The 22472-nt window shown below is 63.2% G+C and carries 24 protein-coding genes; 14 read left to right on the plus strand and 10 right to left on the minus strand.

The window, feature by feature from the left end; genetic code table 11:
- The coding region (locus DM807_RS27600) for a hypothetical protein (RefSeq protein WP_218648048.1) at nt 1–391 on the plus strand (391 nt) is incomplete at its 5' end.
- An 82-nt stretch (nt 392–473) separates the two neighbouring features.
- Nucleotides 474–1361, plus strand: a complete 888-nt coding sequence (gene htpX / locus DM807_RS25040; protein ID WP_012271122.1) for a protease HtpX — start codon at nt 474–476, stop codon at nt 1359–1361.
- Nucleotides 1362–1415: 54 nt separating this feature from the next.
- Here htpX and DM807_RS25045 read toward each other — a convergent pair whose 3' ends face one another.
- Nucleotides 1416–2066, minus strand: coding sequence for a thiopurine S-methyltransferase (locus DM807_RS25045; protein WP_060494489.1), 651 nt, complete (start codon nt 2064–2066; stop codon nt 1416–1418).
- 101 nt (nt 2067–2167) lie between these two features.
- On the opposite strand from DM807_RS25045, the gene DM807_RS25050 reads away from it, so the two are divergent.
- Nucleotides 2168–2935, plus strand: a complete 768-nt coding sequence (locus tag DM807_RS25050) for a DODA-type extradiol aromatic ring-opening family dioxygenase (RefSeq protein ID WP_179028103.1) — start codon at nt 2168–2170, stop codon at nt 2933–2935.
- A gap of 86 nt (nt 2936–3021) precedes the next feature.
- On the opposite strand, the gene DM807_RS25055 is transcribed toward DM807_RS25050, so the two are convergent.
- Together DM807_RS25055 and DM807_RS25060 are read right to left on the minus strand one after the other, a co-directional pair.
- The gene (locus tag DM807_RS25055; RefSeq protein ID WP_012271119.1) at nt 3022–4704 is read right to left on the minus strand and encodes a DEAD/DEAH box helicase; all 1683 of its coding nucleotides are present in this window, start codon (nt 4702–4704) and stop codon (nt 3022–3024) included.
- A gap of 464 nt (nt 4705–5168) precedes the next feature.
- On the minus strand, nt 5169–5924 hold the full coding sequence (locus DM807_RS25060; protein ID WP_012271118.1) for a spermidine synthase: 756 nt from the start codon (nt 5922–5924) through the stop codon (nt 5169–5171).
- Between the two features lie 116 nt (nt 5925–6040).
- On the opposite strand from DM807_RS25060, the gene DM807_RS25065 reads away from it, so the two are divergent.
- Complete coding sequence (locus tag DM807_RS25065; RefSeq protein ID WP_179028104.1) at nt 6041–7387, plus strand: class II 3-deoxy-7-phosphoheptulonate synthase; 1347 nt, start codon at nt 6041–6043, stop codon at nt 7385–7387.
- Here the strand turns inward: DM807_RS25065 and DM807_RS25070 are convergent.
- Nucleotides 7368–8585 carry a winged helix-turn-helix domain-containing protein gene (locus DM807_RS25070; protein WP_179028105.1) on the minus strand — a complete coding sequence of 406 codons (1218 nt, stop codon included), beginning with the start codon at nt 8583–8585 and terminating at the stop codon, nt 7368–7370. The two genes, DM807_RS25065 and DM807_RS25070, sit on opposite strands and share 20 nt — an antisense overlap.
- Nucleotides 8586–8668: 83 nt before the next feature.
- Entirely contained in the window at nt 8669–8887 is a 219-nt protein-coding gene (locus DM807_RS25075; protein WP_179028106.1) for a DUF1127 domain-containing protein, read from the minus strand.
- Nucleotides 8888–8984: 97 nt separating this feature from the next.
- Between DM807_RS25075 and DM807_RS25080 the strand changes: the two genes are divergently transcribed.
- A complete protein-coding gene (locus tag DM807_RS25080; RefSeq protein WP_012271114.1) occupies nt 8985–9836 on the plus strand; it encodes a LysR substrate-binding domain-containing protein in 852 nt (283 codons plus the stop codon).
- Nucleotides 9837–9867: 31 nt separating this feature from the next.
- Here DM807_RS25080 and DM807_RS25085 read toward each other — a convergent pair whose 3' ends face one another.
- Nucleotides 9868–10617, minus strand: coding sequence for a sulfite exporter TauE/SafE family protein (locus DM807_RS25085; RefSeq protein ID WP_041166652.1), 750 nt, complete (start codon nt 10615–10617; stop codon nt 9868–9870).
- Between the two features lie 113 nt (nt 10618–10730).
- On the opposite strand from DM807_RS25085, the gene DM807_RS25090 reads away from it, so the two are divergent.
- From DM807_RS25090 to DM807_RS25100, 3 genes are all read left to right on the plus strand, one after another.
- Nucleotides 10731–11684 (plus strand): LysR family transcriptional regulator, encoded by a 954-nt coding sequence (locus DM807_RS25090; RefSeq protein ID WP_012271112.1) that lies wholly within the window; start codon nt 10731–10733, stop codon nt 11682–11684.
- Between the two features lie 58 nt (nt 11685–11742).
- Nucleotides 11743–12198, plus strand: a complete 456-nt coding sequence (locus DM807_RS25095; RefSeq protein ID WP_012271111.1) for a MarR family winged helix-turn-helix transcriptional regulator — start codon at nt 11743–11745, stop codon at nt 12196–12198.
- A gap of 140 nt (nt 12199–12338) precedes the next feature.
- Nucleotides 12339–12767 carry an organic hydroperoxide resistance protein gene (locus DM807_RS25100; protein WP_012271110.1) on the plus strand — a complete coding sequence of 143 codons (429 nt, stop codon included), beginning with the start codon at nt 12339–12341 and terminating at the stop codon, nt 12765–12767.
- Between the two features lie 57 nt (nt 12768–12824).
- Here DM807_RS25100 and efp read toward each other — a convergent pair whose 3' ends face one another.
- Entirely contained in the window at nt 12825–13394 is a 570-nt protein-coding gene (gene efp / locus DM807_RS25105; RefSeq protein ID WP_012271109.1) for an elongation factor P, read from the minus strand.
- A gap of 48 nt (nt 13395–13442) precedes the next feature.
- Nucleotides 13443–14576, minus strand: a complete 1134-nt coding sequence (earP, locus tag DM807_RS25110) for an elongation factor P maturation arginine rhamnosyltransferase EarP (RefSeq protein WP_012271108.1) — start codon at nt 14574–14576, stop codon at nt 13443–13445.
- Nucleotides 14577–14705: 129 nt separating this feature from the next.
- On the opposite strand from earP, the gene DM807_RS25115 reads away from it, so the two are divergent.
- Nucleotides 14706–15104, plus strand: a complete 399-nt coding sequence (locus DM807_RS25115) for a hypothetical protein (RefSeq protein WP_179028107.1) — start codon at nt 14706–14708, stop codon at nt 15102–15104.
- A gap of 2 nt (nt 15105–15106) precedes the next feature.
- Nucleotides 15107–15577 (plus strand): GreA/GreB family elongation factor, encoded by a 471-nt coding sequence (locus tag DM807_RS25120; protein ID WP_012271106.1) that lies wholly within the window; start codon nt 15107–15109, stop codon nt 15575–15577.
- A 71-nt stretch (nt 15578–15648) separates the two neighbouring features.
- Here the strand turns inward: DM807_RS25120 and DM807_RS25125 are convergent, their stop codons facing one another.
- Nucleotides 15649–16587, minus strand: a complete 939-nt coding sequence (locus DM807_RS25125) for a LysR family transcriptional regulator (RefSeq protein WP_069942113.1) — start codon at nt 16585–16587, stop codon at nt 15649–15651.
- A 118-nt stretch (nt 16588–16705) separates the two neighbouring features.
- Between DM807_RS25125 and DM807_RS25130 the strand changes: the two genes are divergently transcribed.
- A complete protein-coding gene (locus DM807_RS25130; RefSeq protein ID WP_179028108.1) occupies nt 16706–17455 on the plus strand; it encodes a 3-oxoacyl-ACP reductase family protein in 750 nt (249 codons plus the stop codon).
- A 40-nt stretch (nt 17456–17495) separates the two neighbouring features.
- Here DM807_RS25130 and DM807_RS25135 read toward each other — a convergent pair whose 3' ends face one another.
- Complete coding sequence (locus tag DM807_RS25135; RefSeq protein ID WP_060494346.1) at nt 17496–18380, minus strand: LysR family transcriptional regulator; 885 nt, start codon at nt 18378–18380, stop codon at nt 17496–17498.
- Between the two features lie 105 nt (nt 18381–18485).
- Here DM807_RS25135 and DM807_RS25140 point away from each other — a divergent pair, with 105 nt between their 5' ends.
- From DM807_RS25140 to DM807_RS25150, 3 genes are all read left to right on the plus strand, one after another.
- The gene (locus DM807_RS25140) at nt 18486–19673 is read left to right on the plus strand and encodes an MFS transporter (protein ID WP_012271102.1); all 1188 of its coding nucleotides are present in this window, start codon (nt 18486–18488) and stop codon (nt 19671–19673) included.
- Nucleotides 19674–19797: 124 nt separating this feature from the next.
- The gene (locus DM807_RS25145) at nt 19798–20178 is read left to right on the plus strand and encodes a hypothetical protein (RefSeq protein ID WP_012271101.1); all 381 of its coding nucleotides are present in this window, start codon (nt 19798–19800) and stop codon (nt 20176–20178) included.
- A gap of 76 nt (nt 20179–20254) precedes the next feature.
- Nucleotides 20255–22387: a TonB-dependent siderophore receptor gene (locus DM807_RS25150; protein WP_179028109.1), complete on the plus strand. Its 2133-nt coding sequence runs from the start codon at nt 20255–20257 to the stop codon at nt 22385–22387.
- Nucleotides 22388–22472: the final 85 nt, after the last annotated feature.

Raw genomic sequence — 22472 nt, forward strand, 5'->3', positions numbered from 1 at the left:
TGTTTCGGGCCAATTATGCCTGTGGGATTTGCGCGCGAACGCCTTGGCGCATGGCACGATATCGCGTGGTTCAAACAAGGCGGTCGCGCGCGCCTGTCACAGGCGATGTTTCGGGCCAATTATGCCTGTGGGATTTGCGCGCGAACGCCTTGGCGCATGGCGCGATATCGCGTCGTACAAACAAGGCGGTCGCGCGCGCCTGTCACAGGCGTTACTGGCCAAAAACAAACGTAGGAGCGAGCGCAGCTCGCGATGCGCCGCGCGGGCGGCGCTCGATCTCACAAGCGCCACAAACCTCAAGGCATACCTCGCTTCTTACATCCTGCAACGCTCTATCCCACAGCCCCCGCGCCATCCTCTGCCATACTCCGCCGTACACAGTTTGAAATAGTCGCCCGATTGAATCGGCACGGCAGGCCCCTTATATACCCCGCAGTAAGCGACAACTCATCCGTCAGGAGAACGTAACAACCATGATGCGCATTCTGTTGTTTGTAGCCACCAACCTTGCGGTGGTGCTGGTTGCAAGCATTACCCTGAGCCTGTTCGGTTTCAACGGGTTCATGGCCGCCAACGGGGTCGACCTGAACCTCAGCAGCCTGCTGGTGTTCTGCGCCGTGTTCGGCTTTGCCGGCTCCCTCGTCTCGCTGTTCATCTCCAAGTGGATGGCGAAGATGAGCACCGGCACCCAGATCATCAGCCAACCGCGCACCCGTCACGAACAGTGGCTGCTGCAAACGGTCGAAGAGCTGTCCCGTGAGGCGGGCATCAAAATGCCCGAAGTGGGTATTTTCCCGGCCTACGAGGCCAACGCCTTCGCCACCGGCTGGAACCGCAACGACGCGCTGGTAGCCGTGTCCCAGGGCCTGCTGGAGCGCTTCTCGCCCGATGAAGTGCGTGCGGTACTGGCCCACGAAATCGGCCACGTCGCCAACGGCGACATGGTCACCCTGGCGCTGGTGCAGGGTGTGGTGAACACCTTCGTGATGTTCTTTGCACGCATCATCGGCAACTTCGTCGACAAGGTCATCTTCAAGAACGAAGAGGGCCAGGGCATTGCCTACTATGTGGCGACCATCGTTGCCGAGCTGATCCTGGGCATCCTGGCCAGCATGATCGTGATGTGGTTCTCGCGCCGCCGCGAATACCGCGCCGACGAAGCCGGTGCGCAGCTGGCCGGCACCTCGGCCATGATCGGTGCCTTGCAGCGCCTGCGCGTGGAACAAGGCCTGCCCGTGCACATGCCCGACACCATGAAGGCCTTCGGCATCAATGGCGGCCTCAAGCACGGCCTGGCCGGGCTGCTGATGAGCCACCCGCCGCTGGAAGACCGTATCGAGGCCCTGCGCCGTCGCGGTTGATCCACCTGGCAATGCAAAAAGGGCGACTTCGGTCGCCCTTTTTGCATGCGCCGGTCAGCGCTTGACCCGGTACACCCGCTCCAACAGGCTGCAAGCCCCGGCCTGCAAAAACTTCGGGCTCTCCTGAATAAGCTCCACCACCTCCAGCTCATCCATCTGCCACCCCGCAAACCCCTGCAGCACTTCTTTATCCCCTACTGAAAACGGCGGGCCGCCCAGCAGCGACTGGTCATAATCCAGGGTCACCAGCAACCCCCTGCAGCCCGCAGGCAGCCACGCCGACAGCAACCGCATGTACGCCGCGCGCATCTGCGGCGGCAATGCGATTAGCGCCGCCCGATCATAAAGGCCCACGCAGTCGGCGATATCCTCCGCCTGCAGCGTAAAGAAATCGCCACACCACAGCTCGATTTCGCCACTGCGCCAAACCTCGAAAGCCCCATGCTGCAAAACGTCGGCATCAAGCCCATGTTCACGGAAGAAGCCCTCCACCGCCTGCCGAGACAGCTCCACACCAAGCACGCGGTACCCCTGCCCAGCCAACCAGGCCAGGTCCAGGCTCTTGCCGCACAGCGGCACCAGCACACGACTGGCCGGCGCCAGCTGCAACTGTGGCCAATACTTCTGCAGGTAGGGGTTCACCTGCGCCTGATGAAAGCCAATCTGGTTATCGGCCCACCGCTTTTGCCAGAACGCTGGCTCCATGATCACTCCCGATTTTTAGATGGTTTTCCGGTAAAACTTGGTTTGGATTTCGATGTTTATTTGATCGAAGATGATTGCATCTTAACCTTCAGGACCTTGCCATGCTGCCCAGCCTGTTCATTTCCCATGGTTCCCCCATGCTCGCGCTGCAACCCGGCGCCAGCGGGCCGGCGCTAGCCGGGTTGGCCAATGTGCTGCCACGGCCAAAAGCGGTCGTGGTGGTGTCGGCGCACTGGGAAAGCCGCGAGCTGCTGGTTACTGGCAGCGCACAACCAGAAACCTGGCATGACTTCTACGGCTTCCCACCGGCCTTGTATGCGGTGCAATACCCGGCGCCGGGCGAACCTGCCCTTGCCGGCCAGGTCAGTGAGTTGTTGAAAGCGGCGGGTCTACCCGCGCGGCTGGACGCGCAGCGGCCGTTCGACCACGGCGCCTGGGTACCGTTGTCACTGATGTACCCTGATGCGAGCATTCCAGTGGTGCAGGTTTCACTGCCCAGCCAGATGGGCCCGGCGTTGCAGGTCAAGGTGGGGCAGGCGTTGGCGGGTTTGCGCGACGAGGGCATTTTGCTGATGGGGTCGGGCAGTATCACCCATAACCTTGGGGAACTGGACTGGCATGCCGGGCCGGACGTGATCGAGCCCTGGGCGCTGGCATTCAGGGATTGGGTGGTGGACAGACTGCTGGAAGATGACCAGACATCTTTGCTGGATTACCGCAAGCAGGCGCCCTATGCGGTGCGCAACCATCCCAGTGATGAGCATTTCCTGCCGCTGTTCTTTGCCCTCGGGGCTGGGGGCAAGTTTGGGGTGGTACACCAAGGGTTTACCCTGGGGGCGCTGGGGATGGACATTTATCGGTTCGACTGAAGAGCGCAGGGCGCGCTTTGCGCCGTAAAATCCCACAGGCAAAAAAAATCCCCAGCCTAGGCCGGGGATTTTTCATTGCGCAAGGATCAATCCTCGCGGTAGCGACGCAGCTTCAGCTGCTTGCCAGCCACGCGGGTGTCCTTGAGCTTGGACAGCAGCTTCTCCAGGCCGTCTTCCGGCAGCTCGACCAGGCTGAAGCTGTCGCGTACCTGGATACGGCCAATGGCGTCACGCGCCAGGCCACCCTCGTTGAGGATCGCGCCCAACAGGTTCTTGGCAGCGATACCGTCACGGGCACCCAGGGCGGTACGGCAACGTACACGGCCTTCGGCCAGCGGCAGCGGCGCGCGGCGCTCGCGGTCACCACGGTCAGGGCGCTCGCCACGGTCAGGACGCTCGCTACGCTCGCCACGCGGGGCACCAACGCCCGGCACCAGCGGCTGCTCACGCTCTACCGCAGCCAGGTCCAGCGCCTGGCCATTGGTGGCTTTGCGCAGCAAGGCCGAAGCCAGGGCACGCGCACTGCAACCCAGGTCGCTGGTCAGGCGGTCGAACAGCTCGCCGTGGGTGGCTTCAGCTTCGGCCACCAGCGGCGCCAGGCTCGACGTCAGCTTCTTGATGCGGGCATCGAGCACGGCCTGAGCGTTCGGCAGGCGCGCTTCGGCAACCTTCTGCCCGGTTACACGCTCGATCACCTGCAGCATGCGGCGCTCACGCGGGGTGACCAGCAGCAGTGCGCGGCCATCGCGACCGGCACGGCCGGTACGGCCGATACGGTGAACGTAGGACTCCGGGTCGTACGGCATATCAACGTTGAACACGTGAGTGATGCGCGGTACGTCCAGACCACGGGCAGCGACGTCGGTAGCGACGACGATGTCCAAGCGGCCATCCTTGAGCGAGTCGATCACGCGCTCACGCTGGTTCTGGGCGATGTCGCCGTTCAGCGCGGCAGCCTTGTAGCCCTTGGCTTCCAGCGCGGCGGCCAGGTCCAGGGTGGCTTGCTTGGTGCGCACGAAGGCGATCAGTGCGTCGAACTCTTCCACTTCCAGCAGACGCAGCACAGCCGGGATCTTCTGGTCGGCGTGGACCATCAGGTGGGCCTGCTCGATCGCGGTAACGGTCTGGGTCTTGGTCTGGATCTTGACGTGCTTGGGTTCGCGCAGGTGACGCTCGGCGATCGAACGGATCGACGACGGCAGGGTAGCGGAGAACAGGACGGTCTGACGGGTAGCCGGGATTGCGTCGAAGATCACTTCGAGGTCATCCATGAAGCCCAGCTTCAGCATCTCGTCGGCTTCGTCCAGTACCAGGTACTGTACGGTCGACAGGACTTTTTCGTCACGACGCAGGTGGTCGCACAGACGGCCCGGGGTGGCCACGACGATTTGCGCGCCATTACGGATTGCGCGCAGCTGTGGGCCCATCGGGGCACCACCGTAGACGGCGACAACGTTAACGCCCGGCATCTGCTTGGCGTAGGTTTCGAAAGCGGTAGCAACTTGCAGCGCCAACTCACGGGTTGGCGCCAGGATCAGGGCTTGCGGTTCGCGCTTGCTCACATCGATCTTGTTGAGGATCGGCAGGGCGAAGGCAGCGGTTTTGCCGGTGCCAGTCTGCGCCTGGCCGATCATGTCGTGACCGGCGAGGATGATCGGGATCGATTGTTGCTGAATGGCGGACGGCTCTTCGTAGCCGGTAGCCACAACGGCAGCAACAATGTTCGGATTAAGATCGAGAGCGGCGAAGCCGCCGGTTTCCTGGGTCATGGGTCTGCCTCTAGGTGCATCCGCAAAGACCCATGCTCCAAAGCTGCACATGCCTTGAAAGACCGTCAGGTCACCCAGGCAGCTTTGGCGGCGGGGATTTGCGAAAACGATTGAAAAAGAAAACTTGGGAAGGTCCGCCTAGCGGACGTGCAGCCGAAGCTGGACTCGGAGGATTTGCACCACCTGATTTTGAGGTCCGCTAAAAGACCGGCGCGTACTATACCCGAAATAGTGGGGGACGTGAGGAATTTTTTCAGGGTGCAGGGCCACTGTCGGGCCATCAATTACTCCTCGCTGAATCGATAATGCCCTGCCCCCTGACGCGGTCAGTGTAGGAGCGGCCTTGCGTCGCGATAGGGCCGCAAAGCGGCCCCTGCAATGTACGCGGCGAAGCTGAGATCCTGGGGGCGCTTCGCACCCCTTTCGCGACGCAAGGCCGCTCCTACACTGGCCGCGTCAGGCATTCAAGTAGCTGGCCGAATCTCGCGAATCAACCCCTCCAGGCTATAACCCAGTCGCGGCGCCAGCGCCTCGGCCCGGGCCCGCAACCCCTCCAGGTCCAGCGCCTGCTCCAGGTCCGCCGGCACCAGCAAGATCACGTTGCCCTCCTTCACCGGCAACTCCCAGTAGTGCCGGTGGTACAACCCACGCAGCAACGCCGCGCCCAGCGGCTTGCCGTCGTCGGTGGCCCACTGGTTGATCACCAGCCAACCGCCCGGGTTCAGCTGCTGCTGGCAGTTCTCCAGGAAATTCCACGCCAGGTGCCCCACCCCCGGCCCATGGTCGGTGTACAAGTCGACGAACAACAGGTCGGCTTTCTCCGCCGTGGGCAGCAACTCGATGGCATCACCGATGCGCACATACAAGCGAGGGTCGTCATCCAGCCCCATGTACTCCATGGCCAGGCGCGGCACATCTGCGCGCAACTCGATGGCCTCGATGTCGTCAAGCGGCAGAAACTTCATGCACGCCTGGGTCAGCGTGCCAGCACCCAGGCCGAGAAACAACGCGCTCTCCGGCTGCTCATGGCACAGCGCGCCCACCAGCATGGCACGGGTGTAGTCGTACTCCAGCCAGCTGGGGTCGGCCGTGAACACGCAGCTTTGCTCGATGGCATCGCCGAATTCCAGAAAGCGGTAGTCGTCCACTTCGTACACGCTGATGACGCCAAAGGCATCCTCCACCCGTGCCAGCAGCCGCTCTTGCCGTTCCGCCGTCATGCTCACCACCCACCCGCGCAAAAACGCGCATTGTCCGCCAACACCCTTGATGCAACAAGCGCAGCGCCAACTGTTACCATGGCCTGAAGCCTACAACCGACAAGACCGAGCCCGAGATGAACCAACCGTGGAGCCCTGACAGCTGGCGCGCCCTGCCGATCCAGCAGCAACCGACCTACCCCGATGCCACGCACCTGCTGAAGGTTGAACAGACCTTGGCCAGCTACCCGCCGCTGGTGTTCGCGGGCGAGGCACGCGAGCTGCGCAGGCAGTTTGCCGAGGTGACCGAAGGCCGTGCGTTCCTGCTGCAGGGTGGCGATTGCGCCGAGAGCTTCGCCGAGTTCTCGGCGGCGAAAATCCGCGACACCTTCAAGGTGCTGCTGCAAATGGCCATTGTCATGACCTTTGCCGCTGGCTGCCCGGTGGTCAAGGTGGGGCGTATGGCCGGGCAGTTTGCCAAACCGCGCTCATCGGGCGATGAAACCATCGGCGACATCACCCTACCCGCCTACCGAGGCGATATCGTCAATGGCATCGGCTTTGACGCCAAAAGCCGCATCCCCGACCCGGAGCGCCTGCTGCAGGCCTATCACCAGGCCACCGCCAGCCTCAACCTGCTGCGCGCTTTCGCCCAGGGCGGGTTTGCCGACCTGCACCAGGTGCACAAGTGGAACCTCGACTTCATCGCCAACTCGGCGCTGGCCGACAAGTACCACCAGCTGGCCAACCGCATCGATGAAACCCTGGCTTTCATGCGCGCCTGTGGCCTGGACAGTGCGTCGCAGCTGCGCGAAACCAGCTTCTTCACGGCCCACGAAGCATTGTTGCTGAACTATGAAGAAGCCTTCGTGCGTCAGGACAGCCTGACGGGTGACTACTACGACTGCTCGGCGCACATGTTGTGGATCGGCGACCGCACTCGCCAGCTCGACGGCGCCCATGTGGAATTTCTGCGCGGCGTGCACAACCCGATCGGGGTCAAGGTTGGCCCAAGCATGAACCCAGAAGAGCTGATCCGCCTGATCGACACGCTCAACCCAGCCAACGACCCTGGGCGCCTGAACCTGATCGTGCGCATGGGCGCGAACAAGGTCGGCGACCACCTGCCGGGGCTGATCCGCACTGTCGAGCGCGAGGGGCGCAAGGTGTTGTGGAGCTCGGACCCGATGCACGGCAACACCATCAAGGCCAGCAGCGGCTACAAGACCCGCGATTTTGCGCAAATTCTGGATGAGGTGAAGCAGTTCTTCCAGGTGCATCAGGCCGAGGGCAGCCATGCCGGCGGCATCCATATCGAGATGACCGGGCAGAACGTCACTGAATGCATCGGCGGTGCACGGCCGATCACCGAGGACGCGTTGTCTGATCGGTACCACACCCATTGCGACCCGCGGATGAATGCCGATCAGTCGCTGGAGTTGGCGTTTTTGATTGCCGAAACGCTCAAACAGGTGCGGCGCTAAGCGCCCGGCGCAGCTGGCTGCCCTCTATGCGCGGGCAGTTCAGTTGCACCCTCTCCAGACCCAACCAGTTGGCCAGTCGCAACAAATGGCCCGCCAGCGCGTCATACCTCTCCTCGTCTAGCCCAGGTGTTTCTGCATGCACGGCGTGCACTGCCAGTTGCCCTTGGGTGCGTTCGGCACGCAGGTCTACCCGCGCGACGATCCGTTCGCGGTACAGAAACGGCAGCACGTAGTAGCCATACACCCGTTTGTGCGCCGGGGTGTAGATTTCCAGGCGGTAGCGGAAGTCGAACAAGCGCTCGGTACGGTTGCGCTCCCAGACCAGCGAATCGAACGGCGACAGTAGCGCGCTGGCTTCGATGCGCCGGGGAATGCGCGGCATACCAGCGCAATAGCCGGGTTGCTTCCACCCCTGCACCGCGACCGCTTGCAAGCGACCGTCGGCCAGCAGCTCGGCCAGCGCCGCCTTGCCCTGCGCCGGCTCCAGGCGAAAGTAGTCGCGCAGGTCACGTTCAGTGCCAACACCCAGGGCAGCGGCGGCGTGAAGCATCAAGCCCTGATGCGCCTCGGCCTCGCGGGGTAGTGTCTGGTCGAGGATCGCCTTGGGCAAAACCTTTTCCGGTACATCGTAAAGCCGCTCAAAACCACGGCGGCCCGCCACAGTCACTTCGCCTGCGGCGAACAGCCACTCCAACGCGTGCTTTTCCTCGCTCCAGTCCCACCAGGGTCCGGCGCGTTCCTCGCGGGTGGACAGGCTGCCCGCGCCCAGTGCGCCCTGTTCACGAACAGCAGCCAGTACCCGGGCGATCACGTCCTGGCGCTCGCGGCCAAACTGCGCGAGCTGGCGGTAGATACCGCGACCATCGGCAGCATGGGCCATGCGCCAGCGCAGCAGCGGGTACAGGCTCAATGGCAGCAGCGAGGCTTCGTGCCCCCAGTATTCGAACAACTGGCGCTGGCGGCCCCGGCCCCAGGCAAGCTGGTCGAGGGTGGCAGGCGAATAGTCGCCCAGCCGGGAGAAAAGCGGCAGGTAGTGGGAGCGAACCAGAGCGTTGACCGAGTCGATCTGCAGCACGCCCAGGCGTTGCAGCATGCGCTTCACTGCGGGCAGGGTTGGCGGTGCTTCCGGGTGTTTGCCGAAGCCTTGGGCAGACAGTGCCAGGCGGCGGGCCTGGTTGATGGACAGCTTGAGGGACAAGCCTGGTCTCCTTGTATTGCCTGCTCTGGCCTCTTCGCGGGTAAACCCGCGAAGAGGCCGGTAAGCCCAACGACAAACTTAGCCTATTTACGCAGCGGATCATCCCAGAAATGCCGCTCGGCCTCTTGCTGGATATCCGCCCAGCTCAACCCCAGGTCATGCAAGGTTGCATCACTGAGGCGGGCCAGTTCCTGCCGCTGGCGGTACAGCTGCAGCCAGCGCGCCGGGCGCTGCAGGGCCGCATGCCACAGGTGGTTCAGGGAAAAGGCAGGTTGCTGGATGCTGCTGACATGACCTTTCATCGTGAAGCCCTCCGTGTTGGATGGCCTCAGTTTCACGCCGGGCTTAAGATCAATCCAACGAATGTTTCTGATGCGATGCATCTCGGAGATTGATGCAATGTCCCAGTACCAGAGCCTCGATGCGGACGTGCTGCGCACCTTCGTCGCCATCGCCGAGCAAGGCGGCTTCACCCGCGCCGGTGAGGTGGTCAACCGCACCCAGTCGGCGGTAAGCATGCAGATGAAACGCCTGGAAGAAGACATCCTGCAGCGCCAACTGTTCGAGCGCGATGGCCGCCAGGTAAGGCTGACCGCCGAAGGCCAGGTGCTACTGGGCTATGCCCGGCGCATCCTCAAGCTGCACGGCGAAGTGTTCAACACCTTGCGCATGCCGCACATGGTCGGGCTGGTGCGCATCGGCACACCAGACGACTACGCCATGCGTTTCCTGCCGACCATTCTTTCGAGCTTTGCCCAGGCCTACCCGCTGGTGCAGGTGGAGGTGCACTGCGACTCCTCCAAGCAGCTGATGCTGCGCCAGGACCTGGACCTGACCATCGTCACCCGCGAGCCGGGCAACGAGGTTGGCCAACTGCTGCGTCAGGAACGCCTGGTGTGGGCTGCCGCCGAAGGCTTTTGCCCACAGGAACAGCGGCCGATGCCGGTGGCGCTGTTCAACACCGACTGTTTCTGCCGGGCCTGGACCTGCAATGCCCTGGAAGCCCAGGGCATTGATTACCGCATTGCCTACACAAGCCCCAGCTTGGCGGCGATCTTTGCCATAGTCACGGCCGGCTTGGCCGTGACGGCGCAGTTGCAAAGCCTGATTGGCGGAAACATTCGCATACTGGGTGAACAGGATGGGCTACCGCAGCTGCCAGTGGCCAATGTAATGCTGGTGCGCGGTACTCAGCACCCTTCGCCTATTACCGATTGCATGGCGGACTACATCGTCGAAGGGTTCAAGTAATTTGGGGCTGCTGCGAATGGGCCGCAAAATCTCAAAGCTCAAACCCCAGCATCACCGCACACACAACCAGAAACACACAGAACATCGCCCGCAATACCTTCTCCGGCAGCGCATGGGCCAACTTCACCCCCCAACTGATACTGAGCAAGCCACCCACCGCCAACGGGATCCCCACTCCCCAGTCAACGCTGTGGTGCACGCCATAGGTCACCAAAGTCACCAAGGTACTCGGCGCGGCAAGTGCTAGCGACAGCCCTTGCGCCACCACCTGGGTGGTACCGAACACACTGGTCAGGATCGGCGTGGCCACTACCGCCCCGCCCACGCCGAACAAGCCGCCCATGGTGCCGGCAAAGCTGCCCAGCACGCCCAGCCATGGCCAGGCATAACGCAGTTCGGCACTCGGCGGCGACACCTTCATGAACATCCGCGCCACGTTCCACACCGCCAGCGCCACCAGAAAGCCGACAAAGCCCAGGCGCATGGAATGCGCATCCAGCCCAACCGCCCAGATCGACCCCAGCCACGCGAACAAGAAGCTGCACGCCGACAGCGGCACGGCATGGCGCAACTCGATGCGGTTGCGCTGGTGATAACGCCACAGCGCCAGCAGCACGTTCGGCACCACCATCACCAGCGCCGTCCCCTGTGCCAGCTGCTGGTCCAGGCCAAACAGCACGCCAAGTGCCGGAATCGCAATCAGCCCGCCACCAATGCCGAACAAGCCACCCATGGTGCCCAGGGCTGCACCCAGCACGATATACAACAACCACTCGATCATCAGGGCCTCGCCCGCCAGTGCCAATAATGCCAGCATGCTAACGACTGCGCGCTGGCAGGGAAACGCACAGCAGCGCACAATGGCTGTGCGCTTTTCGCAAAAGCAAGGCAGCCATGAGCCCCGATACCCTGACCGACCAACTGAGCCTGTTCCTCGATGTGCTGGAAACCGGCAGCTTTTCTGCCGCCGCTCGTCGCCACCCGCTGACGCCTTCTGCGGTAGCCCGGCGCATCGACAACCTTGAAAGTGCCGTCGGCAGCCGCCTGTTCACTCGTAGCACCCACGCCGTGAGGGCCACTCCTGCCGGCAATGCATTTGCCGAGCGGGCCAGGCGCATCATCGAGGAACTGCGCCTGGCCCGAGCCGAAGCGGTGTCGCTGAGCAACGCCCCCGAAGGGCTGATCCGCATTGACGCCCCCGCCGCGTTCGGCCGCCGCCACCTGGCCCCGGCGATTGCCGACTTCCTGGTGGCCTACCCAGGCCTGGACGTGCAACTGCGCCTGATCGACAGCTTCGTCGATCTGCATGGCAGCCACCTGGGCGAGGTCGACCTGGTACTGCGCGCCGGCCCCTTGGCCGACACCCGCCTGGTCGCCACGCCGCTGGCCTACATGGTGCGTATCGCCTGTGCCAGCCCCGCCTACCTGGCCAGCCGCGGCATACCCACCTGCCCCAGCGAACTGCCAGGGCATGACGGGCTGGACTGGGACGGCCTGGCGCCGCCGTTTGCCTGGCGCTTCAGCGTGGCCGGGCAAACCCGCCTGTACCGCCCCGCACGCATGCGCATGGCCGCCAACAACGCCGAAACCCTGTTGTTCGGCGCCCTCGCCGGCTTAGGCATAGCCCACCTGCCCACCTGGCTCATCAGCGAATACCTGCTGCGCGGCGAGTTGATCCCGTTGTTTTGCGAGGGCGGCCTGCCGGAAGCCGAGAGCAGTGGTATTTACGCGCTACGCCTGGAACACGAAACGAACTCTCGCAGCCGTTTGCTGCTCGAATTCCTCAAGAGCCGCTTCAGCCCGATTCCACCCTGGGACCTGGCTTTACGCAGTGAACTGCGCGAGTAATGCGCGCACTAATGATCAGCGTGCCAGAATTTCCCATTGATTACCTTGAAGGACCTGCATGAACGCCGACACCCACGCATCCTGTGACGAGCTGCTGCTGGACAACCAGGTCTGCTTCGCCCTGCACTCCACCTCGTTGCTGATGACCAAGGTCTACAAACCGCTGCTGCAGGCGCTGGGCCTGACCTACCCGCAATACCTGGCCATGCTCGTGTTGTGGGAGCGTGACGGCCTGACCGTGGGCGAAATCAGCCAGCATCTGCTGACCGACCCAGGGTCGCTGACCCCGCTGCTCAAGCGCCTGGAAAGCGAAGGCCTGTTGCAGCGCAATCGCAGCCGCGAGGATGAACGGGTGGTGATGGTGCATCTGACCGACAAGGGCCGCGCCCTGCAACAGCAGGCCAAACAGGTCCCGCAGTGCATCCTCAAGGCCAGCGGGCGCAGCCTGGAGCAATTGCAGCAACTGCAGGCGGACCTGCTGGACCTGCGTGAGAGCCTGCAGAAAAACCTCTGAGGACTATGCTGTGCTGTGGCCGTTCGGATGAGCGGTGACGATTTATCTTGCGCACTAACTAATTGCGCGCTAACTTAAATCCCACACCAACCCGCGCCCTCCTGCAAACGGGAGCGCACAGCACATTAGCGAGGCTCAAGATGCAAAAGGTCACTCCGCTGTACATCGCAGAAGCTACCTCCACCGGTGGGCGCGACGGCAAATCCAAGTCCAGCGACGGCAAGCTGGTCGTCAGCCTGAGCACCCCCAAGGAACTGGGCGGCGCTGGCGGTGACGGCACCAACCCTGAACAGATGTTCGCCGCCGGATATTCGGCATGCTTCATCGGCGCCCTGAAATTCGTGGCCGGGCAAGAGAAGAAAGCCCTGCCGGCAGATGCCTCGATCACCGCCAAGGTGGGTATCGGGCAGATCCCGGGCGGTTTCGGCCTGGACATCGACCTGCACATCAACCTGCCGGGCCTGGCCCAGGCGGATGCCGAAGGGCTGGTGGAGAAAGCGCACAAGGTCTGCCCGTACTCCAATGCCACCCGCGGTAATGTGGATGTACGCCTGCATGTGACGGTGTAAGGCCCAGGCATAAAAAAACCCGGCCAAGGCCGGGTTTTTTGCGTCTCGCAAGAAGAATTACTTCTTGGAACGGCCTTTGAAGCTGTTGTCGCGAGTGTCGATGTCGATCCACTCGTCGATCTGGATGAAGTCGGCAACCTGGATCTCGGTGCCGTTCTTCAGTTTGGCAGGCTTCATGACCTTGCCCGAGGTGTCGCCGCGAGCAGCGTTCTCGGTGTAGACAACCTGACGGCTGATGGTGGTCGGCAGTTCAACCGATACCAGGCGGCCTTCGAAGAACACGGCTTCGCAGATGTCTTCCATGCCTTCTTCGATGTACGGCAGAACGGCGTCGATGTCTTCGGCGTTCAGTTCGTACATGGTGTAGTCGGTGGTGTCCATGAAGGTGTACGAGTCACCGCTGATGAACGACAGGGTCGCTTCTTTGCGATCCAGGATCACGTCGTCCAGCTTGTCGTCCGCACCGTATACGGTTTCGGTCTTGTAGCCGGTCAGCAGGTTCTTCAGCTTGGTCTTCATGATCGCGCTGTTACGGCCCGACTTGGTGAACTCAGCTTTTTGAACCAGCCACGGGTCGTTGTCGATCCGCAGGACGGTACCGGGTTTCAGTTCTTTACCAGTTTTCATTACGAAGTATCCGAATCTGGATGGATTTATAAAAATCGAGGCCGCGTATCATAGCGAATTTCGGTAAAAGTGTACTAGCGCTGTGGCAAGGTCCGGCTGAGCGGCCTGTCTCACCACCCAACGCCGGGCATGTTGCTGCAGTTCTGGCCAATGCTGGCGGGCCGCCTGCCAGGCCTGGCCCATGTCGAAATCCATGTTCCAGGCGCGCCACAGGCCAAGCAAGGCGGCATCGGCATCGCCTGACAAGCCACGGCGATAATGCGCCAGAAACGCTTCGAGCTTTTCCCAATGGGCATTCTCGTCCTGCACATAGATGTGCCACAGCATCGGCTGCCCCGCCCACTGCGCACGCACGAACGAATCCTCACCGCGCACAGCGTTGAAGTCGCAACTCCACAACAGCCTGTCGAAGTCGTCCTGGCTGACGAAAGGCAGCACCTGTACGGTCAGCGCCCCACGCGTGCGCACATCGCCCACCTGCAGTTGCGCCTCGCCAAGCCACTGGCTGAGCCCTGCGACGATGCGCCCTTGCGGCACCAGCAGGTGACACGGTTGCGCACCTGTAGCCAGGGCATCGAGCCAGCTGGCCAACTGTGGGTTTTCGTAGGCGAACAGCGAGACCAGCAACGCCCCCGGCACAGGGTTTACGCCAAGCCCTTGCAGGAAGGTTTGGCGCGCATCGGCGGACTGCTGGAACGCGTCACGCCGCGCCAGCAGCGAGCCCTCGCGCAGCAAGCCACCGGTTCTTTCGGTAAACCCCGGGAAGAAAAACACCTTGCGCAGGCCGTTGGCCTGCGGTGAAGGCAAGCCATGGCAACCCTCCACCCAATCCTCGGCGCTAAGGTACTCAAGGTTCAGCCACAGCGGCGGCAGCGGGCGGGCACGCATGGCTTCGACATAAGCCGCCGGTAGCTGGCAGGCGAACGCGCCGATCACCACATCGGCCGGCACCACCGGCAACCACTGCGCCGGCCAGTGGCGTACATCCACACCGTGCTGCCACTGCTGCGCAGCGGTGGCATCGGCACCGGGGCACATGGGCGCGAAGGCGTTGAGGTCATCCACCCACAGGCGCACGGCCATGCCATGCTCGGCCACCAACTGCCGGGCCAGGCGCCAGGTCACGCCGATGTCGCCGTAGTTGTCGACGACGCTGCAGAAGATGTCCCAGGTGGCGTTCATGCGCCCCTCCCGTGCTGATGCAAAAACCGCGAATTCTGCGCATAAATTGTCGACGACAAAAGCACCTGCGCGGAAAAATGCCCATGCGCATGCGACAATGCACCCCGACCACCTTGCCAGGAGGCTGCCATGCCCCGCCACCGTGAACTGAAAATCACCCTCAAGCCGTTGCAGTTGATCCTGTGCGTTGGCTTGGGCCTGTGGCTGGGCGCCGTGGCCATTGCCGTGAGCCTGTGGCTGGCCCAGCAATGGTGGCCACAGCAGGTACAACCCCTGGCCCAGGCTGCAGCACCCAACGCGTACCGCCCCGCCGCACCACCTGCGCCGGCTGCGGCCCAGGATACCCAGGCCGAAATGTTCGAGCGCTACAAGGACATCCTGCACAAGCAGGAACTGCAACAGGCCGCCGACGCCGCCCAGGGCAACCCGCGCAACCTGAACAGCCCCAAGTGCCAGTTCTGGCTGCAGCAGAACCGTACCGCGCCCACCGACAAAAGCCAGGCCAACGTGCTGGAGTTCTGTTACTGACCATGAACAAGCCCCACCTGCTGGCGCTGATCGTCGCCACCCTCGAGCATGACCTGGATGTGCTGACCCGCGCAGCGCAAACCGCCTACGAGGCCGCCACCGCCGAAGAGAACATTGCCGAGAACAAGTACGACACCCTGGGCCTGGAGGCCTCGTACCTGGCCACCGGCCAGGCCCGCCGCAGCGGGGAAATCCGCCAGGCGCTGTTGATTTACCAGCAACTGCTACTGCGTGACTACGACCCGGCGCGCGGGGTGCAGGTGAGCAACCTGGTGACGCTGGAGGATGAGCTTGGTGGGCAACGCCGGCTATTGCTCGGGCCAGAAGCCGCTGGGTTGAAAATTGGCGAGGGGGATGGGCTGGTGACAGTCATTACCCCACGCTCGCCGTTGGGGCAGCAGTTGATGGGCAAGAAGATCGATGACGAGGTGAATCTGGGCCAGCAGTTATTGTTCATTGTTGATGTTGCCTGACCCGGCCCCTTCGCGCCTGGCCTAACGCGGTCATTGCAGGAGCGCATCAACCCAGGAAAAGTGCTGCAACGTCAAAGGGCCTGCAAAGCATCGAACCGCCCCGCCAACCCCTGCTCGGCAAACTGCTCCACGACAAAATCGATGAACGCCCGGGTCTTGCCCGGCATCAGCTTGTGCTCGGCGAAATACAGGCTGATATGCCCATCATCCACGTACCAGTCCGGCAACACCCGCCGCAGCCGGCCTGCCTGAAGGTAAGGCACGGCAAACGGCAAGCTCACCAGGGCAATACCCAGCCCCTGCTCGGCCACCGCGCAAGCCGCGTCCGAATCGCTCATGGTCATCGCCTGGCGCAATTGCAGTGGCTGCTGCGCCTGCCAGCGACTGGTCAGCGGCCATGAGCGCACCCGCCCGGTCTGCGGTGAACGAATCAGAATGCCCTCATGGCGGTGCAGCACCTGCGGGTCGTCGATTGGCGCGTGCTGCTGCAGATAGGCCGGTGCCGCCACCAGCACCCGGTGCGCCGGGGTCAGCTTGCGCGCCACCACGCCTGGCGGCAGTTCGAAACCACCGCCAATCGCGGCATCGAAGCCTTGGCCAATCAGGTCGACCTGGCGGTTGTCGAAATGCCAATCCGGGGTAATCGCCGGGTAGCGGCGCAAGAATTCGCTCAGCAACGGCAGCACGTACAAACGCCCGAACACCGTGCCCATGCTCACCCGCAGCAACCCGGCCGGCTGGCCTTCGGCGCTGGCCAGGTTGGCCACGGCGTACTGGATAGTGCGGAAGCTGTCGCTGACCTCGCCAAGAAAACGCTGCCCTGCTTCAGTCAAGGTCAGCTTGCGGGTACTACGCTGGAACAACCGCACACCCAGACGCGCTTCCAGTTGGGCAACATGCTTGCCCACAGCAGCCGGGGTAATGCTCAGGCGCCTGGCCGCCTCGGCAAAACTGCCGACTTCGGCACTGCGGATGAAGCATTCCAACGCGTTGAACGATTCCACGGCCATGATTAGCAACCCAAGGTTTACTCTGCTGATAGTGATTGCCATCTTATCAGCAGGTAATCAAGCGCCGATACTTTGCCCATCCAAGGCATTTCGGCCTGGCTTCCAGCAGGAGATCAGCATGTCCAAGCAACTTTCACTCGAAGGCAAAGTGGCCCTGGTTCAGGGCGGTTCCCGCGGTATTGGTGCGGCCATCGTACGGCGCCTGGCCCGCGAAGGCGCGTACGTGGCCTTCACCTATGTCAGCTCTGCCGGCCCGGCAGAAGAACTGGCCCGCGAAATCAGCGAAAACGGTGGCAAAGCCCTGGCCCTGCGGGCCGACAGCGCCGATGCAGCGGCCGTGCAACTGGCAGTGGATGACGCCGTGAAGGCCTTCGGCAGGCTGGATATCCTGGTCAACAACGCCGGCGTGCTGGCGGTGGCCCCGCTGGCCGAATTCGACCTGGCCGACTTCGACCGCATGCTGGCGGTGAACGTACGCAGTGTGTTCGTCGCCAGCCAGGCCGCCGCACGCTACATGGGCCAGGGTGGGCGCATCATCAACATTGGCAGCACCAATGCCGAGCGCATGCCGTTTGCCGGCGGTGCGCCGTACGCCATGAGCAAGTCTGCGCTGGTTGGCCTGACCCGCGGCATGGCGCGTGACCTCGGGCCGCAGGGCATTACCGTGAACAACGTACAACCGGGGCCAGTGGACACCGACATGAACCCGGCCAGTGGCGAGTTTGCCGAGAGCCTGATCCCGTTGATGGCGATCGGCCGGTATGGCGAGCCAGAGGAAATTGCCAGCTTCGTGGCTTACCTGGCGGGGCCTGAAGCCGGGTACATCACCGGGGCCAGCCTGACGGTGGACGGTGGGTTTGCAGCCTGATTGAAGGTTTGCCTGTTCCGGCGAGAACACCGGAACAGGTTCAACCATTCCCAGCACCCAGACGCTGTTCCATCACCTCCAGAAAAGCCCGAGCAGCAGGCGTCGGGCTGCAGGACCACACGGCATACAGGTGCCGCACCGGCGCATCCACCACCCGCGCCAGCGCCACACCTTCAAAGCCCTGGGCCACGCGCTCCGGCACCAAACCCACCGCCATGCCCCGCTGCACGAACTTCTCCACCAGGCGCACATGACCGATCTCGAACTGCACCCGACGCTGCAACCCCGCCGCCTGAAACGCCTCATCGGTCTGCCGTCGCGCTCCGGTGCCTTCAGGGAAGTCCACCAGCACTTCGCCCGCCAGGTCAGCCAGCGCCAGCTGCCCCCTGCCCGCCAGCCGATGCCGCAACGGCAACAACGCCACCAGTTCCTCCCTGGCCAGCAAACGGTGCTGCACGCCCTGCACTACCTCGCCCTGCCACAGGCCTATGAAGCCCACGTCCAGGCGCCGCTCGAGCACATCGGCGATCAGCAATTCACTCTTGGCCGTCAGCCAGCGTACATCCACGTCCGGGTAACGGTCGTGGAACACCGCCAACAGGTCGACCAGGTCCAGCGCGGTGAGCGAGCTGATTTCGCCAATCGCCAACCGCCCGCGTACCTGGCCGCAGGCCGCCGCCACGTCATCGGCAATGCGCCCAGCCGCTTCCACCGCCGGTCGGGCACTGAGCACAAAGGCCTCACCCGCCGGCGTCAGGCGCACCCGTCGCGAACTACGCTCGAACAGGCTCACGCCCAGCTGTGCCTCCAGCCGCGCCACCTGATGGCTGAGGGCCGACTGCACCACATGGCAACGCTCGGCCGCGCGGGTAAAACTGCCTGTGTCGGCCACGGCAAGGGCGTATTCGAGCTGCTTGAGGTTCATCGATCTATCTGCTTTCAAGATTGATAAGTTGAAAACTATACATTGGTGTCATGACACACACTTCCTGATAATCATCCCAACACTACCGCCCGCCACGAGAACCGCATGCACACCCCCACTCTCAGCCGCGCCCTGATCCTGCTGATGGCTACTGCCACCGGCCTGGCCGTGGCCAGCAACTACTACGCCCAACCGCTGCTGCACAGCATCGCCCAGCAGTTTGGCTTGAGCACCGCCAGCGCCGGCAGCATCGTGATTGCCGCGCAGCTCAGCTATGGCGCCGGCCTGTTGCTGCTGGCACCGCTGGGCGACCTGTTCGAGCAGCGCCGGCTGATCACCGTGATGACCGTTATTTCCACCCTGGGCCTGGTCATCAGCGCCTGTGCGCCAAGCCTGCCCTGGCTGATCCTTGGCACAGCGCTGACCGGGCTGTTCTCGGTGGTGGCGCAGATCCTCGTGCCGATGGCCGCGACCCTGAGCGAGCCGCATCAGCGAGGGCGCGCGGTCGGCACGCTGATGAGCGGCCTGCTGCTGGGCATTCTGCTGGCGCGTACCGCTGCCGGCTTCATGGCCGAGTTGGGCGGCTGGCGCAGCATCTACGTGCTGGCCGCCGTGCTGATGGCGATCACCGCCGTGGCGCTGTACCGCAGCCTGCCGCAACACCACAGCCATGCCGGGCTGAAGTACCCGGCGCTGATCGGCTCGGTGTTCCGCCTGTTTCTTGAAGAGCCGGTACTGCGCCTGCGCTCGTTGCTCGGCCTGCTGTCGTTCAGCCTGTTCGCGCTGTTCTGGACACCGCTGGCATTTTTGCTGGCTAAAGGCCCCTACCATTATTCGGATGCGGTTATCGGCCTGTTCGGCCTGGCCGGCGCAGCGGGTGCGTTGTCGGCCAATTGGGCCGGGCGCCTGGCCGACCGTGGCAAGGGCTCGCTGGGCACCACCGTCGGCCTGGTGGTGTTGCTGCTGGCGTGGCTGCCGCTGGGCTTCGCCGAGCAGTCGTTGCTGGCCTTGCTGCTGGGCGTGCTGATGCTCGACCTGGCGGTGCAACTGGTGCACGTGAGCAACCAGAATGCGGTGATCGCCCTGCGGCCCGAAGCGCGCACGCGGCTCAATGCCGGGTACATCACCTGCTACTTCATTGGCGGGGCACTGGGGTCGTTGCTGGGTACACAGTTGTTCCAGCGCCAAGGCTGGATGGGCATTGTGGTCGCAGGGTTGGTCATTGGCGGGCTGGCGTTGTTGGCGTGGGGGCTGGCCGAGCGCAAGCGCAAGAAAACCCTGCCACTGGCATGAAACGTTTCAATCAGCCATGGCGACAAAGCACCGCACGACCCTCCGTCGCATGGCCGTTGACTTGCCTGCCTGGGCAGCGCTCAGTAGGCGCTGGAAAATGCCCTTTCCCTGACAGGACGACTTTATGACAAGACTCACGGTGCAATCCGGCGATTTCTTGCAAGGTGAAGGCGAGTATCGCAACGGATCGCTCACACTCAAGACGCCGCGCAGCCCCTCCCCCGGCGAGCGGATTTCCCTGGCCCGCATCAGCGACTTGCGGCTGGCCAGCCTGGAACCGAGCCGCAGCCTGGGCAGCGCCTTGGGCTGGGGCGTGGCCGGCGCCCTGGTGGCAGGGCCAGTGGGGCTGCTGGCCGGGCTGTGGCTGGGTGGCAAGGAAGAGGAAGCGACCTTCCTGGCCACCTTCAAGGATGGGCGAAAGCTCTTGGCCATCACCGATGGCAAGACCTGGTCGAAAATCGATGACAACTGGCGGCAGCACAAGCGGCCGACCGGTACAGGTTGAATTTCGCGGGGCCCCGATCGTTCTCTGTTGAAGGCGGCTGTTAAGATGCCGCCTTTTTCATGGTCGGAGCCCCCGCATGCCCTCGCGTCACCCCCGCCTGCCCCTGAGCCTGCTCAGCCTGGGCCTGGCCCTGCAGTGCCAAAATGTGCTTGCCGAAGACAGCGTGGTGCTGGCCCCACTGCAGGTCTCCGACACCTACGCCAATGACGGCTACCAGGCACGCCAGGCCGCTGTGAGCGGCTTCCAGCCTGCGCCGTTGCTCGATACACCGGCCTCTGTCAGCGTGTTCAGCCAGCCACTGCTGGAAGACCGCCAGGTGCGCATGCTCAGCGAGGTGCTGCAAAGCGACGCCTCGGTCGGCGAAAGCTATGCGCCCATCGGCTACTACGAGAACTTCAATGTACGCGGCTTCGAACTGAATGCCGCCAGCAGCTATCGCATCAATGGCCAGACCATCGCTGGCGAGCAGAACGTGGCCCTGGAGAACAAGCAACAGGTGGAGCTGCTCAAGGGCCTGTCCGGGCTGCAGAGCGGCGTTTCAGAACCGGGCGGCCTGATCAACTATGTGACCAAGCGCGCCGAAGAGGTACGCAGCCTTACGGTGTCGACCAACGAACAAGGCGAACGCTACCTGGCCACCGACCTGGGCGGTTGGTTCGGCAGCGAAAAGCAGTTCGGCCTGCGCGCCAACCTGGCCCACGAAGATATCCGCTCCTACGTCGACCACGCCGACGGCAAGCGCGACTTCGCTTCGTTGGCATTCGACTGGCAGATCAACCCAGATGCCACCCTGCAGCTGGATGCCGAGTACCAGCACCGCGAACAACGCTCGGTGCCGGGTTACCAACTGCTCGGCGGCACGCAAGTGCCCCATGGCATCGACCCGGATGATCGCCTGGCCTACCAGCACTGGGCAAAGCCTGTGCAAAGCGACTCGCTGAACCTTGGCGGGCGCTTCGAGTACCGTTTCGACGAGGCCTGGACCGGCACCTTGAGCGCCTCGCGCAGCAGGGTGGTGATCGACGACTACAGCGCGTTTGCCTGGGGCTCGAGCGAAGGCGCGTTTTTCGGCAGTAATGGTGACTATGACATCTACGACTTCCGCAGCCCCGACGACACCCGCCGCACCGACGAGGCGCAGGCCATGCTCAACGGGCGGTTCGATGCGCTGGGTGTGGGGCATGAGTTGACCATGGGTGCCAGCGCGCAGCGGCGCACACTGGATCAGCGGCCCAGCTATATGGAATGGGTAGGCACAGGCAACATCCATATCGGTGCGCCCGCCTTTGACCCCTCCGACAATCCCATCAAGTCTAGCGAGCGCCGCCTCGATAGCCGCCAGTACGGCCTGTTCATCAGCGACCGGATCAGCTTCAACGAACAATGGCAGACCGTGCTGGGCGCCCGAGAAGTGCGCCTGGATGAAAAGACCTGGGACGAAAACGGCCTTGCCGGGCGCCACACCCGTCAATACGAGCTGCTGCCCAACGCCGCGATCATCTTCAAACCGCAGCCCAATACCACGGTATATGCCAGCTACGCCAAAGGCCTGTCAGCGGGCGGTACTGCCCCCTGGTTCGCCGAGAACACGTTCGAGATCCTTGCGCCGACAACCTCCCACCAGCTGGAACTGGGCCTCAAGCACGACTGGCAGGGCCTGAGTTTCAGTGCCGCGCTGTTCCAGATCCGCCAGGCTTACCAGTACGCGCGCCCTGACGGTGCCGGCCACTTCACTTACGTGCAGCAAGGCCAGCAAAAAAACACCGGCCTGGAACTGGGCGCCAGCGGCTGGGTGACCTCGAACTTGCAGCTGCAGGCCAGCGCAGCCGCCATTCGCGCACGGGTGCAGAACAGCGGTACCGAGGCTTATGAAGGGCACCAGGCGATCAACGTGCCAAAATTCCGAGCAGCGATGCACGCGGAATATTCGCTGCCGGTTCCGGGGCTGGCGCTGTTGGGCGGGGCGCGGTACAGCGCCAGCAAGTACGCGAGCCAGGCGGGGAATGTGGAGGTTGGCGGGTATACCGTGTTCGATCTCGGCAGCCGCTACCGTACCCGCATTGGTGGGTATGACACGGTGCTGCGATTGACCGTGGATAACGTGTTCGACAAGCGCTATTGGCGCGATGTGGGGGATTATCTGGGGGATAACTACCTGTTCCAGGGCGCGCCACGTACCGCCCGGCTTTCGGCTTCGGTCAGTTTCTAAGCTTTTGGGGCTGCTTTGCGGCCCACTCTGAAATTGACGCGATCCCTGTGGGAGCGGCCTTGTGTCGCGATGGGCTGCGCAGCAG

Source organism: Pseudomonas hunanensis, from assembly GCF_013393325.1.
GTDB lineage: Bacteria > Pseudomonadota > Gammaproteobacteria > Pseudomonadales > Pseudomonadaceae > Aquipseudomonas > Aquipseudomonas putida_P.

Coding starts and splice junctions, on each gene's coding strand:
- DM807_RS25140 (WP_012271102.1), top strand. CDS start 18,486: ATGCACACCCCCACTCTCAGCCGCGCCCTGATCCTGCTGATGGCTACT.
- DM807_RS25095 (WP_012271111.1), top strand. CDS start 11,743: ATGAACGCCGACACCCACGCATCCTGTGACGAGCTGCTGCTGGACAAC.
- DM807_RS25055 (WP_012271119.1), bottom strand. CDS start 4,704: ATGACCCAGGAAACCGGCGGCTTCGCCGCTCTCGATCTTAATCCGAAC.
- DM807_RS25125 (WP_069942113.1), bottom strand. CDS start 16,587: ATGGCCGTGGAATCGTTCAACGCGTTGGAATGCTTCATCCGCAGTGCC.
- DM807_RS25075 (WP_179028106.1), bottom strand. CDS start 8,887: ATGAAAGGTCATGTCAGCAGCATCCAGCAACCTGCCTTTTCCCTGAAC.
- DM807_RS25120 (WP_012271106.1), top strand. CDS start 15,107: ATGAACAAGCCCCACCTGCTGGCGCTGATCGTCGCCACCCTCGAGCAT.
- DM807_RS25150 (WP_179028109.1), top strand. CDS start 20,255: ATGCCCTCGCGTCACCCCCGCCTGCCCCTGAGCCTGCTCAGCCTGGGC.
- DM807_RS25145 (WP_012271101.1), top strand. CDS start 19,798: ATGACAAGACTCACGGTGCAATCCGGCGATTTCTTGCAAGGTGAAGGC.
- efp (WP_012271109.1), bottom strand. CDS start 13,394: ATGAAAACTGGTAAAGAACTGAAACCCGGTACCGTCCTGCGGATCGAC.
- DM807_RS25045 (WP_060494489.1), bottom strand. CDS start 2,066: ATGGAGCCAGCGTTCTGGCAAAAGCGGTGGGCCGATAACCAGATTGGC.
- DM807_RS25090 (WP_012271112.1), top strand. CDS start 10,731: ATGAGCCCCGATACCCTGACCGACCAACTGAGCCTGTTCCTCGATGTG.
- htpX (WP_012271122.1), top strand. CDS start 474: ATGATGCGCATTCTGTTGTTTGTAGCCACCAACCTTGCGGTGGTGCTG.
- DM807_RS25115 (WP_179028107.1), top strand. CDS start 14,706: ATGCCCCGCCACCGTGAACTGAAAATCACCCTCAAGCCGTTGCAGTTG.
- DM807_RS25060 (WP_012271118.1), bottom strand. CDS start 5,924: ATGACGGCGGAACGGCAAGAGCGGCTGCTGGCACGGGTGGAGGATGCC.
- DM807_RS25135 (WP_060494346.1), bottom strand. CDS start 18,380: ATGAACCTCAAGCAGCTCGAATACGCCCTTGCCGTGGCCGACACAGGC.
- DM807_RS25080 (WP_012271114.1), top strand. CDS start 8,985: ATGTCCCAGTACCAGAGCCTCGATGCGGACGTGCTGCGCACCTTCGTC.
- earP (WP_012271108.1), bottom strand. CDS start 14,576: ATGAACGCCACCTGGGACATCTTCTGCAGCGTCGTCGACAACTACGGC.
- DM807_RS25065 (WP_179028104.1), top strand. CDS start 6,041: ATGAACCAACCGTGGAGCCCTGACAGCTGGCGCGCCCTGCCGATCCAG.
- DM807_RS25130 (WP_179028108.1), top strand. CDS start 16,706: ATGTCCAAGCAACTTTCACTCGAAGGCAAAGTGGCCCTGGTTCAGGGC.
- DM807_RS25100 (WP_012271110.1), top strand. CDS start 12,339: ATGCAAAAGGTCACTCCGCTGTACATCGCAGAAGCTACCTCCACCGGT.
- DM807_RS25050 (WP_179028103.1), top strand. CDS start 2,168: ATGCTGCCCAGCCTGTTCATTTCCCATGGTTCCCCCATGCTCGCGCTG.
- DM807_RS25085 (WP_041166652.1), bottom strand. CDS start 10,617: ATGATCGAGTGGTTGTTGTATATCGTGCTGGGTGCAGCCCTGGGCACC.